Annotated in this window: 8 protein-coding genes; 3 read left to right on the top strand and 5 right to left on the bottom strand. The window is 72.7% G+C overall.

The window, feature by feature from the left end:
• Positions 1-5: 5 nt before the first annotated feature.
• The 3 genes from sppA to CMC5_RS45605 form a co-directional block, all read right to left on the bottom strand.
• The gene (gene sppA / locus CMC5_RS01920; protein ID WP_245678235.1) at positions 6-2,534 is read right to left on the bottom strand and encodes a signal peptide peptidase SppA; all 2,529 of its coding nucleotides are present in this window, start codon (positions 2,532-2,534) and stop codon (positions 6-8) included.
• Positions 2,535-2,536: 2 nt separating this feature from the next.
• Positions 2,537-3,076 (bottom strand): DUF2505 family protein, encoded by a 540-nt coding sequence (locus CMC5_RS01915; protein ID WP_050428812.1) that lies wholly within the window; start codon positions 3,074-3,076, stop codon positions 2,537-2,539.
• A 100-nt stretch (positions 3,077-3,176) separates the two neighbouring features.
• Positions 3,177-4,301, bottom strand: coding sequence for an AAA family ATPase (locus CMC5_RS45605; protein WP_050428811.1), 1,125 nt, complete (start codon positions 4,299-4,301; stop codon positions 3,177-3,179).
• A gap of 423 nt (positions 4,302-4,724) precedes the next feature.
• Between CMC5_RS45605 and CMC5_RS45600 the strand changes: the two genes are divergently transcribed.
• Positions 4,725-5,687: a HEAT repeat domain-containing protein gene (locus CMC5_RS45600; protein WP_169796428.1), complete on the top strand. Its 963-nt coding sequence runs from the start codon at positions 4,725-4,727 to the stop codon at positions 5,685-5,687.
• On the top strand, positions 5,684-7,447 hold the full coding sequence (locus CMC5_RS45595) for an outer membrane protein assembly factor BamB family protein (RefSeq protein WP_050428809.1): 1,764 nt from the start codon (positions 5,684-5,686) through the stop codon (positions 7,445-7,447). Before CMC5_RS45600 ends, CMC5_RS45595 begins: the two co-directional genes overlap by 4 nt.
• Before the next feature lie 75 nt (positions 7,448-7,522).
• On the opposite strand, the gene CMC5_RS47180 is transcribed toward CMC5_RS45595, so the two are convergent.
• Together CMC5_RS47180 and CMC5_RS01890 are read right to left on the bottom strand one after the other, a co-directional pair.
• On the bottom strand, positions 7,523-8,059 hold the full coding sequence (locus CMC5_RS47180) for a hypothetical protein (protein WP_245678234.1): 537 nt from the start codon (positions 8,057-8,059) through the stop codon (positions 7,523-7,525).
• Positions 8,060-8,103: 44 nt separating this feature from the next.
• On the bottom strand, positions 8,104-10,857 hold the full coding sequence (locus tag CMC5_RS01890; protein WP_050428808.1) for a sensor domain-containing diguanylate cyclase: 2,754 nt from the start codon (positions 10,855-10,857) through the stop codon (positions 8,104-8,106).
• Positions 10,858-10,859: 2 nt separating this feature from the next.
• Here CMC5_RS01890 and CMC5_RS47175 point away from each other — a divergent pair, with 2 nt between their 5' ends.
• Positions 10,860-12,605, top strand: a complete 1,746-nt coding sequence (locus CMC5_RS47175; RefSeq protein ID WP_050428807.1) for a sensor histidine kinase — start codon at positions 10,860-10,862, stop codon at positions 12,603-12,605.
• The last annotated feature ends 106 nt before the right edge of the window (positions 12,606-12,711 follow it).

Below are 12,711 nucleotides of genomic sequence, written 5' to 3'. Positions count from 1 at the left end.
CGCCCTCAGGGCTCCGCGGGCACGGTCACCCGCCCGCCCATCGACGCTTCCTCCACCACCTCGATCCGCGCCAGTGGCCGGCTCGGCTCGAACACCAGGAAGGGCGACAGCGAGCGCGCGATGTCCAGCAGCGCGGGTGGCATCGCCGCCACGGGGCCGAGCCCTTGCGCCGCAGCGCCCGCCGACACCCCCGCCAGCTTGAGCGCGAGCCCGAGCAACCCTTCGTCTTCCTCTGGCAGCGCCAGCACCTGCGCATCCTCGCGCAGCCCACCCAGCTCCCGCGCCTCGGCCAGCGCCTCGCGCAACCCCCCCAGCTTGTCGACGAGCCCTCGCTCCAGCGCTTGCGCCCCCGTCCACACCTGCCCCCGCCCCACGGCGTCGACCTGCTCCGGCTTGAGCTTCCGCCCCTCCGCCACCCGCCCGATGAACGTGTCGTAGAACTGCTTCACCTTCACCCCGAGGATCTCCCGCTCCTCGTCGGTGTACGCCCGGAAGAACGACTCGGCGTCCGCGCGTGGCGACGAGCGATACCCCTCGGCCTTGATCCCGAGCTTCTCCAGCAGCCCGCTCACATCGACCTTGCCGTAGTAGATCCCGATCGACCCCGTCACCGTCGCGCGGTTCGCGTAGATCGTCCCTCCCCCGACCGATACGTAGTAACCCCCGCTCGCCGCGCTCGAACCCATCGAGACCACGAGCGGCTTCGCCCGCGCGGTCAAGATCACCTCGCGCAGGATCACGTCGGCGGCCAGCGACGAGCCCCCGCCCGTCTCCACGCGCAGCACCACCGCGCGCACGCTCCGGTCCTCCCGCGCCTTCTTCAGCGCCCGCGCCACCGTGTACGAACCCGAGAGCCGCACGCCCACCAGCGGAATGTTCTGGCTCTCCCCGTCGACCATGTCCCCGTCGACGTAGACCATCGCCACCTTCGGCTCGCTCCCCCACCGCTCCGGCGCGTTCTTCGGCGGGCTGTCGTCGACGACCGACACGCGCGCGCCCATCACCTCTTCCACCACCTTGTCCAGCTCGTCGTCGTACGCGAGCAGGTCGATGAGCCCCGCCTCCTTCGCCTCCCGCGCCACGAACGGCCCTCGGCTGATCCGCCGCGACAGCTCCTTCTTCGGGATGCGGCGGCCACCGCCCACGTCGTGTGCGAACACATCGCTCAGCCGATCGACGAGCTGCTGATGATCTTCCGCAGCGATGGGTGTCCCCCGCGGCAGGGCCAGCTGCTCGGCGGCGAGCTTGTGCGCGCCGATGCGAACGAAATCCGCCTGCACGCCGAGCTTCCGCAAGAGGTCCCCGAAGTAGAAGTACCGCGTCGACAGGCCCGCGAAGCGCAGCCCCCCGGCGGGGTTCATCGCGATCGCGTCCGCCTGAGAGCACACGTGCAGCGAGCGACCCCCGGCATCTTCCAGGTGGCAGATCACCTTCTTCCCGCGGCTCCGGAGCAGCCGCAGCGCATCCCCGAGTTCTTCCGCGTGCGCCGTGGAACTCGCCGGCTCCGAGCGGACCACCAGCGCCACCCCGTCCACCTCGCCTGCGTCGGCCAGGCGCCACAGCTTCTGCAAGAGCCGCGTATGCGCGCGTGCCCCTGGTGTCGCGTCGATCCGCACCTTCGCCACCCGCCGCGTCGCCAGCACCCCGGGCTCCCGGTACGCGCGCAGCGCCGCGCCCACGTAGAACCCCGACCCGCCACGGGTGTACGCATCGCCGAACACACCACCGCCGAGCACCTGCAGCCCGGACACGTTCACCTCGAGCCCGGCCATCGCTGCGATCCCCGGACGCGCCGGGCCCGTGAGATCCCGCAGCGCGATCTCGCCCCGCAACCGCCCCACCCGCGGCACGTCGACGCCCATCGTGAACCGCGGCGACACCTCTTGCGAGCGCTCGAAGTACGTCGCCTCCGCGCCCAGCTCCAGCATCCGCCGCCCCAGCGGCCGGATCGCCACACCGACATCGTAACTTCGCTCGATCGCTTGACCCAGCCGGTTCTGTGGCTCGTTCCAGTCCCGGGCGACCGCAGAGATCGACAGGTGAGGCAGCGGCCGGAGCGTCAACCCCGTCGTCACGGAGAAGTGCCCGTCGAGGGCCAGCGCTCCGGAAGAGCCCCACCCCAGTGTCGTTCCGATCGAGAAACTGTCGCTCGCGCGCAGCGCCAGCCCCCAGCGCACCCACCGGTACGGCGCATCGAACGGCGCGGGCGCTGCGTCCGGCGGATCGAGCAGATCGAGCCGCAGCCCGGTGCTCAGCGCCCAGAGCGGCAGCCCCAGCGAGAACGAGTGCCCTGCCGCCGGGATGGGCGAGGAAGACCCTGGCCGCACCCACATCCAGCGGAACTCCGGCGCGGGCAGGAACGCGAGGTTGGCGGGATTGACGGCGATTGCCGACGCATCGTCGCCGCCCGCCAGCGAACGGCCTGGATCCGGCACCGCCTGAGACGCCCGCTCCGGCGGCGCTGCGACACTGGAGACCGAGACCAGCGCCGACGAAGCGCAGGCCGTGACGAGAAGCGCGAGACGGTTCCTCATGATCATACGACAGCAAGCTCCCGCAGCGTGTCCGCCTCGGCGTCGTAGGTCTTGCGCACCTCGACGAGCGCCATGCGCTCGACGAGCGCGCCGATCATCGACAGCCGCACGTCGAGCATCCCCTCCACGCTCCGGCGGGTCCGACCCCCGGGGAGCGCTTCCAGCCGGTACGTGCCCTCGGCGCGGAAGTGATCCTTCCAGCGCTCCCGGCCTTTCTTCTCCCCCGAGCCGGCGCTCCCCTCCAGCGCGACCGGCGCGATCCGCCACGACGAAGCGCCCCCGGCCAGCTTGTAGTGAAAGATCTCGTCCCAGGCCATCGCGTCCCGGGCCAGATCGTATCCCTTGAACACCGACAGCGGCGCCGCGGCCTGGAAGCGGAGCACCCGCCGCATCTCCCCTTCGTGGATCGCGTGCTCGACCGTCACGACGCTCTCCAGGCTGTTGACCCGCTGTCCGAGCCTCGGACCCAGCTCGGGAGACAGCAGCGCCAGCGAGACGGCGTCGAAGGGAGCGTCGAGCTCGTGGACGATCGAGAACCGCACGCGGCAGCTTTACCACGGGCCGCGGCCCGAAGCGCCCTCGCGCGTCACGGTCCACCCGCCCTCCGAGCGCCGACCGACCCTCGCGACGTCCGTCACGACGTCAGCGCGGTGCGGGGCGCAGGTCGTCCATCGTGCCGATGTTCCCGCTCTCGGTCAGGAAGTACCAGAGGTCGGGGGGCGGGAGCGTCCGTAGCCTGTCCAGATCGGGCACACTGGACAGCGGGATGATCTCCGTGCCCTTCTCCGCGTCGCGACGGAAGATGCGCACCTCCTCGGGCTTGACGTGCCCGAGGACCCACGGGCTGTGCGTGGTGAAGATGACCTGCCGGGGCCGCACCCCGACCTCGCCCTCGGACACGCTCCGGAGCAGCGCGATCACCGCCTCCAGCCGGCTCGGGTGCAGGCCGTTCTCCGGCTCCTCGATGAGCAGGATGTCGGGCGTCGCGCCGTAGGTGAGCATCAGAAAGGCAGCGAACAGCAGCGCCCCCTCCGACGCGCTCGACGCCGGGACGGTCACCGGCGGCCTCGTCCCGGCCAGGATGAACTCCACCGCCTTGCCGAACCCGTTCGACAAAGGGACGGCCCGCATCGACACCCCGGCGAGCGTGGGGATCGCCTCCCGCAGCCCCAGCTCGAAGGCGCGCAGCGTCGCGCGGTCGGGGCCGGTGAGCAGCGCGTCCAGGGCGGCGGCGAAGTTGTCACCGGACGACGAGATCTGCGGATCGGCGGCGATGGGCGCGACCCGCCGCAGCGCGCGCGGGTCGAACCTGTATTTGCCCACCGAGGTGAACCCTGCCACCAGCGGCGCGAGTTCGGGCTGGCTGCGCAGCGACGCACGCAGCCGCGTCTCGCGGGGCGTCGCCGCGGAGGCGACCAGGTGCACCGGGTGGAGCGGGAGCTTCTCGAACCGCACGTACGGCCCAGCGCGCACCGCCAGCTCGTAGGCGAAGCGCTTGCCGCGGCTGTCGCCCTGGACCCGCCACACCATCGAGCGCGCCACGTTGCGCTGCCACACCAGCTCCTCGAACGGCGTCGGCCCGTGGGAGCCTTCGGTGACCAGACTCTCCGGCAGCGGCTCCCGCGCCGTGCGCCCCAGGGTGTAGATCGCGTCGAGCAGGCTGCTCTTGCCGCTGTCGTTCGACCCGATCAGGACGGTGAAGGGCGACAGCGTGGTCGTCACGTCCTGCAGGCACCGGAAATTGCGCACGGTGAGCTGGGTGATCATCGGGTCCCTTCGCCTGCCTTTGCTTGGATGAACGGCGGCCTTGCCGCAGTGAAGCGCACACCGCGCGCTCGCGGCAAGCGATCCCGTTCGCGGCGCCCCCTGCTGGTATGGCAGCACGCCACGCGCCCCATCGCACGCCCTCTTCGCCGTCGCCTGCGCGACCTCGCCACGCGCTGGTCGTCCCGCCGGGCCCACGCGCCCCGCCGGCCTCGCATGCCCCGCCGGCCTCACGCGCCGCGCCGGCCTCACGCACCGCATCGGGCCCACGATCCATGGGGCACATCGCGTGGATCCGGACGCGTCGCGCCGTGGGGCGGACGCGCCCCGCCGCGTCCCTTTTGCGACGGATGGCCGGGACGCATCGCGCGATGGCTTGCCGCGCTCGGCCGAGCCGCGTAGGACGCGCGGCAGAGGAGGATGACCGTGCCTGACTTGCGCCGGGAGAACGTCGGCCGTGCACGCTCGGCGGCGCTCATCGTGAGCTTGATCGTCCACGCCGTATCGTCCACGGCGGCATTCGAGGTCCAGGCGGCGACGCCGGCCGACGCTGCCCCCCGCAAGGACGACGCTCCAGGCGGGAAGACCAAACCCGCGGCGCCGCTCCCTGCGGGCGACATCGCCTCCCTTCAGCGCAAGCTCGCCAGCACCGACGCCGCGGACGTGGACAGCGCCCTGCTCGACGCCCAGTCGGCAGGGCCTTCGGCTGCGGCGCTCGCGCCGTCCGTCGAGGAGCTTCTCCGGCGTGGCGCCACCCCCCCGCTCATGACCGCGGCCGTGAAGACGCTCGGCGCCCTCGGCCAGGTCACCTCGAGCGCGGTGATCCGCCCCTACGTACGCCATCGCGTCCCCAGCGTCCGCCACGAAGCCGCGCGCGCCCTCGCCTCCACGAAGGGCCCTGACGCCCTCGCCGCGCTCCGCGACGCCCTGCGCAGCGGCGATCCCGTCTTGCGTGGACTCGCCGCCAGTGGCCTCGGCCAGCTCGGATCGCGCGACGCCCTGCCCGAGCTCTTCCTCGCGCTCGACCGTGACGTCCCGGGCTCGGCGGCAGCCATCGGCCTGCTGTGCGACCCGCCAGCGTGCCGCAAGCTTCTCGCCAAGATGGGCTCCATCTCCTTCGACACGCTCACCAGCGGTCTGGAGCGCTGCCTCCTGCGCCCGACCGCGCTCCCCGAGCCCGTGCTCCTCGAGATCGTCGAGCGCGTGCGCAACCTCGCCACCCCGCACGCGCGACGCTTCCTCGTCGACGTGGACGCCCGCTGGCCTTCGGCCGCGTCGTCGCGGATCAAGGCGGCCCTCGAGGCCGCGATCGCCGCCATCCGCGTCGAGTCCACCCCGTCGGAACCCGAAGGGGCGCCCGCGACCGACACCTCGGAGACCTATCCGTGAGCACCACCGCCTGGCTCAGCGGCATGATCCTGGCCGTGGCCGCGTCGAGCTGCGGCGGCGGCCAGACGCAGGGCGCCGTCTTCGACCCGCTCTGGGCCGACGACAATGGCGCCGCGATCACCAAGCTCCAGCAGCAGATCGCCCGCGCCCCCCTCGCCCGTGGCGTCGACGTCGCCGTGGGCGTCGCCAGCGAAGGCGGCCGCACCGTGCTCCTCGGTGCTCCCCTCCGCGGCGGCGACCCCTGGCGCTTCGAGCACGCCCTCGACACGCGGCCCACCGTCACCGGCACCGTGGTCATCGGCTTCGGCGACCGGAAGCTCTTCGCGCTCGACGCCGCCACCGGCAAGCTCCTCTGGACGCGCCTCGTCCAGGGGCGCCTTCGCGCCGCGGGCGACGACGGCCACACCACCGTCATCTCCATGGAGCCCCGCACCGGCCGCGGCAGCGTGCTCTTCGTCGTCACCCACGAAGGCGAGGTGCTCCGCCAGATCGAGGACGAGCACGACATCGGCGTGCCCGCCGTCGCTGGCCGCTATGCCTTCCTCCCCTGGCAAGGCCAGTTCGTCACCGCCCTCGACCTCCTGCGCGGCAACGAGGCAGCGCGCGCGCTGCTCCGCACCGAGACCAGCCGCGCCTTCGCCGTGGGCGGCGCCCTCTTCTTCGGCGGCGCCGCCGTCACCCGCTTCGACGACAAGATCGGCCTCGGCGCCCAGAACAAGGCCACCACCGTCGCCTTGCCGTCCGTCGAACTCCCGGGCGTTCCCCAGTGGATCCCCTCGGGCACCGAGGTCATCTCCCCCCGCACCTCGGCCCTCGACAAGACCCGCATCTACGCCCGCCCGAGCGCCACGGGCCCGGCCGGGATCGTCGGGGATCGCTTCGCCGCCACCTACTTCCGCGTCGTCACCGGCCTCGACGCCCGGAGCGGTGGCCTCGCCTGGGTCAACGTCGGTGACGCCGACTTCATCGGCGGCGCAGCCTACGACGGCGGCTTCGTCCTCTGCGACGACCGCGGTGACATCACCTTCTTCGACGCCGCGCACGGCGCCGCCTCCGCGCGCCTCTCCCTGGGCGCCCCCCTCCGCTCCTGCGTGGTCCAGGCCGACGGCATCAAGATCGCTCCCCGGCCGAGGAACGAACCGCTCTGGAAGCAGCTCGAGCAGGTCGTCTCCTTGCCCGACGCCGAACTCGCCGCCATCCAGCGCTTCGTCTTGCGCGAGCTCGCGAAGCAGCCCGAAGAAGAGGTCACCTCCGTCCTGATCAACGTGGCCAGCCAGGGCCGCGGCGCCACCGCCCTCCACGACGAGGCCCGCCGCGCCCTCGCCCAGCGCCGCAACGGCGGGAAGTTCCTGCTGAAAGCCCTGGAACGCCGCGTCGACTTCCTCGCGGGGAGCTTGCGCGCGCCGCCGGTCGGCCCCATCGCCGAGGCCCTCGCGGCGATGAAGGAGAAGAAGGGCGCTCCGCTGCTCACCGAGCACCTCCTCGACCCCGAGACGAGCACCGCAGATCTCGGTCAGGTCGCCGCGGCCCTCGCCGTGCTCGCCGGCCCTGCCGAACTTCCCTCCCTGCGCACCTTCTTCGCCATGTACCGGGGCGTGAGCGACGAGTCCCTCGACCCAGCCCTCGCGCAGGTCTCGGACACCCTCCGTCGCCTCGGTGCCGTCGAGCTGCTGACCCGCGCCGTCACCGACCCCTGGACGGCCCCCGCCCTTCGCAAGCACCTGGAGGCCTCGGGGGCCTCACCCGCCCGCAAGCCCTGACGCTTTCCCGCCCGCGAGCCCTGACGCGTCCCGCCCGCGAGCCCTGACGCTTTCCCGCCCGCAAGCCCTGACGCTCTATCGATTGGGCTCGTCGCGTCGAGACGCTTCGTCGTCCTCGACGGCGAACCGCATCCCACCTTCGCCAGTCCGCGCTTCGCCAGCCCGCGTCTCACCCGCCCGCGTCTCACCCGCGCGTGCTTCCGCGTCCCGCGCCTCCGCGTCCCGCGCTTCCGCGTCCCATGCCGCTCCGTCGGCCGGGCGCTGGCGCTCCCACAGCGGAGCCCCTCCATCCGGCGGGTGCGCAGGATCCAGCGTCTCGCCGCTGTCGCGCTCCTCGCCCCCGAAGCCGCCGAAGCCGCCGAAGCCCGCTTCGCCTGGCGCTTGCCGCTTCTTCAGCTCGTCGCCCAGCCGGCCGACCACGTTGCTCGCGGCGCGCACCAGCTCGCGCCCTGCGTCGTCGAGCGCGCGTCCCACCTGCGTGCGATCCAGATCCTTGCGCAGTCCGTTCGCCGTCGACCGGGCAGCACGCCAGAGCAGGCCGAGCCCTTGCTTCAGGTCGTCCTTCGGGTCTTCACGCTCGTCGCGGTCGTCGCGGTCGTCCCGGGTGCTCATCGATCGCATCTATGCGGCCGCCATCGCCGCGCCGCAAGGAGCGTTCAGGCCGCCGTGCGCGCGGGGGACTTCACCCCGCGCCCCTTGCCCGGCGCGCCACCGCCCGTGGTTCCTGCGCCGCCTGCCCCGCCCGTCCCCGACCCTCCGAGCTTTCCTGGTCCCGGCGGCGGGGTCATGCTCGCGGGCTTGCCGCTGCTCATTCCGCTGCTCGGTGCCTTCGGCGCCATCGACCCGCTGCTCGCGCTCGGCGTCGCCACTCTCGGCGTCCCCAGTGTCCCCTGCACACCACCGCTCGACCTCGGCGCCATCGACCCGCTGCTCGACCTCGGCGCCATCGACCCGTGGCTGGCTCCCGCCAGGCTCGGCGCGGCCTTCTCCTTCGGCGCGGCCTTCTCCTTCGGCGTGGCCTTCTCCTTCGGCGCCTCCGCCCCGTGCCCGCGCAGCGCCGGCGACCACGCCGTCGTCCGGTTCCGGCCCGACCGCTTCGACGAGTACAGCGCCTCGTCCGCCGCCTTGAACAGCTCGTCCCACGTCGAGCCCGCCTCCGGGAACGTCGCCACCCCGACCGAGCACGTCACCTGCACCGGCACCGCCCCCTCCTTGCCCGGCGTGTGGAACGTCGCCCGCTCCAGCTCCTCGCGCACCCGCTCCGCCAGCAGCATCGCCCCCCGCGCGTCCGTCTCCTCGCAGATCACCACGAACTCTTCCCCACCGAACCGTGCCACCGCGTCCGTCGTCCGCTTCGCCTTGCGCAGGATCTCCCCGAGCCCCTTGATGATCACGTCGCCCGCGTCGTGCCCGTACGTGTCGTTCACCTTCTTGAAGAAGTCGATGTCCGTCACCAGCACCGACAGCCGCCGCTGGAACCTGCGCGCCGCCGTCAGCTTCTGCTCGGCCATCTCCAGCATCGCCCGCTTGTTCAGCAGCCCCGTCATCCCGTCCGTCGTCGCCAGCTCCTCCAGCCGCCGCAGCATCCGCGCGTTCGACAGCGACACCGCCATGTGGCTCGCCAGCACCTCCAGCGTCCCCCGCACCGAGTCGTTGAACGCCGAGCGACGCCGCGACCCCAGCACCAGCGTTCCCAGCGGACGATCGTGCACCAGGAGCGGCATCACGTAGATCGACGGCATGCTCGGCGGCGAAACCCGCCGCGTGAACACCACCTGCCGCTTCTCGTCGTACTCCCCCCGGTACGGCAGCGGATGCCGGTTCTGCAGCGCCATCGACACGAGCCCCGCGTTCTGCCGGAACCGCTGCCCCAGAAGCTCCTCCACCCCCTCACCGCTCGCCGCCCGGATCTCGTGGTGCCCGCTCCCCTCGTCGAACAGCGTCACCGCCGCGAAGTCCACCGACGTGATCTCCCGCGCGCTCTGCACCCCCGCCTCGACCACCTCGCCCTCGGTCGTCGCCCGACCCAGCGCCTCGGCCGCGCGGTACAGCTTCCCCTGCTCCGCCTTCGCCCGCTCGAGCTGCACGAACACCCGCTCGTTCTGGATGGCCCGCACCGCGTAGCGCGCCGCCTCCTCCACGAGATCCACTTCCTTCGGCAGGAACGGCCGGTCTTCCACCCGGTCCACCACCAGCACCCCGCGCACCCGACCGTGCTCGAACACCGGCAGCGCGCACACCGCCCGCGCCGGGCACGCCCCCTCGTAGTACGGCAGCTTGTACCCGGGCTTCAGCCCACCCACCACCACCGGCGCCCGCTGCGTCAGCGCCGCACCGAACACCCCGTCGCCTGCGAGGAACGGCCCCTCCAGCAGATCCGTCGCATCGCTCGCCAGCTCGCTGATCCGCAGGTGCGTCCCCGCATCGTTCTGCCAGAGCAGCATCGCCGTGTGCAGCCGCAGCGACTCCCGCAACAGCCGCAGCGCGAACAGCACCGACTGATGGATCTCCTCCACCCCCGAGCGCACCAGCCGCTCCACGTCCGCGCTCGTGCTCGTGCTCGCGCCTCCGCCCGCCGCCTTCTCCGTGGTCGTGATCTCGGCCTCTCGCTTCTCGGCGGCCGGCGTCACCGACGGCGCCCCCAGCAGCCGGTAGCTCCGCGCATCATCGCGCAGCCGCTCGATCTCCGCCTGCAACCGCCCCCGCGACATCCGCCGCACCCGCCCCAGCTCCGCCCGCAGCACCGCCGCGTTCAGGAGCGCGAACACCCCCATGAACCCCAGGTGCGGCACCATCGCCAGGCCCAGCTCCCCGGCGGCGCCGCCCGTCACCCACCGCACCCCCACGTCCAGCGCACCCGCGAACAGCACCACCCCGATCGACGACGCCGGCCGCGCGAACGCGCTCACCAGCGCGATCACCACGTACATCGCCGCCTGCGCCCGACCATCGAGCGTCCCCTCGATCCGCAGCACCGCCCCCACCGTGGCGATCACCAGCAGCGCCCCGATCTCCAGATCGAGCAGCGCGGCTCCTCCCGTGCTGCTGCCCTTGCGCGCGCCAGCCGACGTGGGCGGCGCCACCGCCACCGCCCGTCGCGCTGCCACCCGGTGCGCGAACAGCAGCCCGAGCCCGATCGCCGCGACCGCCGCGTACGGCGTCGCGAGCGGCTCCGACGCATCCAGCAGCAAAAGACCCGCGAGACCCAGCGCTCCCAGCAGCGCCGCGGCCCTGCGTGTCGCACGTCGCACCGACACGATCGCCTGCACCAGGTTGGCCATACGGAGGGATCGCCCGTACCAGAGACCTCGGATCGGGGACCACTTCTCGACGAACCCCGACGCGACCACCACGCTCGGAGCCGCGAAGAAGCGCGCCCTCTGCCCAGCGAATGGGAGATGATCTCCCACCCATGCGCCTCGGCATCCGGCTCCAGCTCCTCCTCGCTCTCGGCGCCTTGCTGGTGCTCGCCTTCGTCCCCCTCTTCTTCGCCGTGGCCAGCCTCACCCAGGCCACCCTGGAGACCGCCCGCGAAGCCAGCGCCCGCGCCCTCGGCCGCGCCGTCGCTGGACACGTCGCTGCGGCTGGCGCCGCGCACGTCCCCGAGCCGCTGCACTCCCTCCTCGACGCCCAGCTCGGCCAGGAAGGCGTCGGCGCCATCGGCGTCTACGCCACCGACGGCACCCTCCTCACGAGCGCCGGCGCGCGCGACAGCACCGCCGCCTTGCCATCCCTCCTCGATCCCGCGGCCGAAGCCGTCACCCCCGTCCCCACCCCGCGTGGCGACGGCCTCCTCGTCGTCGTCCCTGCCCCGCTCGCGGGCGCCGTCGCCGTGCTCATGCACATCGACCCCGCCACCTCCACCGCACCGAGCGCTCCCCTCGTGCGCCTCGTCGCCCTCTACACCGGCGTCGTCGCCCTCGCCCTCCTCGTCGCCGCGTACATCGTCATGACCCGCCTCGTCGTGCGCCCCATCGATCGCCTCGCCAGCGCCGCCGAACGCGTCGCCTCCGGTGCGGCCGGTGCGCGCAGCCTCGACGCCCCGCGCACCGGCGCGCGCGAGCTCGTCGACCTCGGCAACAGCCTCGCCCGCATGACCGAGCGCCTCCGCGCCGACGAAGAAGCCCTCCGCGCCAAGATCGCCGAGGCCCAGCGCACCGCCAAAGACCTCCGCCGCGCCCAGGAGAGCCTCATCCGCAGCGAACGCCTCGCCTCCGTGGGCCGCCTCTCCGCCGGCCTCGCCCACGAAATCGGAAACCCCCTCGCCGCCATCCTCGGCTTCCAGTCCCTCCTCCTCACCGGCGGCCTCCCGCCCGACGAAGAGCGCGACTTCCTCCAGCGCATGCAGCGCGAAACCGAGCGCATCCACCGCATCCTGCGCGACCTGCTCGACTTCGCGCGCCCCGCGAGCGACGTCCTCGCCCCCTCTGCACTCGGCCCCCGCGGCGCACGTGGCACTCGACACGCGCACGGCGCTCGACACGCGCACGGTCCCTCCGACGCCTCCGACGCCTCCGACGCCTCCGACACTTCCGACGCTCCCAGCAGCCGCAGCCCCTCCAGCGCGCTCTCCCGCCGCGGCGCCCAGCACGCGACCCTGATGCCAGCGCGCCCCCCCAGCGGCTCCATCGCCGAGGCCATCGCCGACGTCACCTCCCTCGTCCAGCCGCAGAAGGCCCTGCGTGACATCACCCTCGCGCAGGAGATCGCTGCGGCGCTCCCCCCTGTCCCGCTCGCCCACGAGCGCCTCGTCCAGGTCTTCCTGAACCTCACCATGAACGCCGCCGACGCCGTGGCCGCACGCTGGGGCGATGCCCCCGGAGGCCGCATCACCCTCCGCGCCGCGCTCATCACCTCCGACGTCGCGCTCTCCTCCGAAGCGTCGAGCCCCACCGAAGGCGAACTCACCGACGGCGAACTCACCGGCGGCGTCCGCATCGAGGTCGAGGACAACGGCGCCGGCATCGCGCCCGAGATCCGAGATCACCTCTTCGAGCCCTTCGTCACCACCAAGGACGTGGGGCAGGGGACCGGCCTCGGACTCGCCGTCTGCCGCGGCCTCATCGACGCCGCGGGCGGCACCCTCACCGTCGACGACGTCCCCGGCGGCGGCGCCCGCTTCGTGGTGTGCCTGCCGCGGACCCCGGTGGAGCCCTGATACCTGGATGACCGACGCGCTTCGCCCCACCGCGCGACGCTGGCGCCGCAGCTCGGTTCAACAGGTGCGTCAGTTCGACAGGCGCGTCAGTTCAACGGGCGCGTCA

Origin of the sequence: Chondromyces crocatus, assembly GCF_001189295.1 — a bacterium.
In the GTDB taxonomy this organism is placed as follows: Bacteria; Myxococcota_A; Polyangia; order Polyangiales; family Polyangiaceae; genus Chondromyces; species Chondromyces crocatus.
The sequence above is the reverse complement of the archived record's forward strand: the minus strand, read 5'-3'. Positions and strand labels throughout refer to the sequence as shown.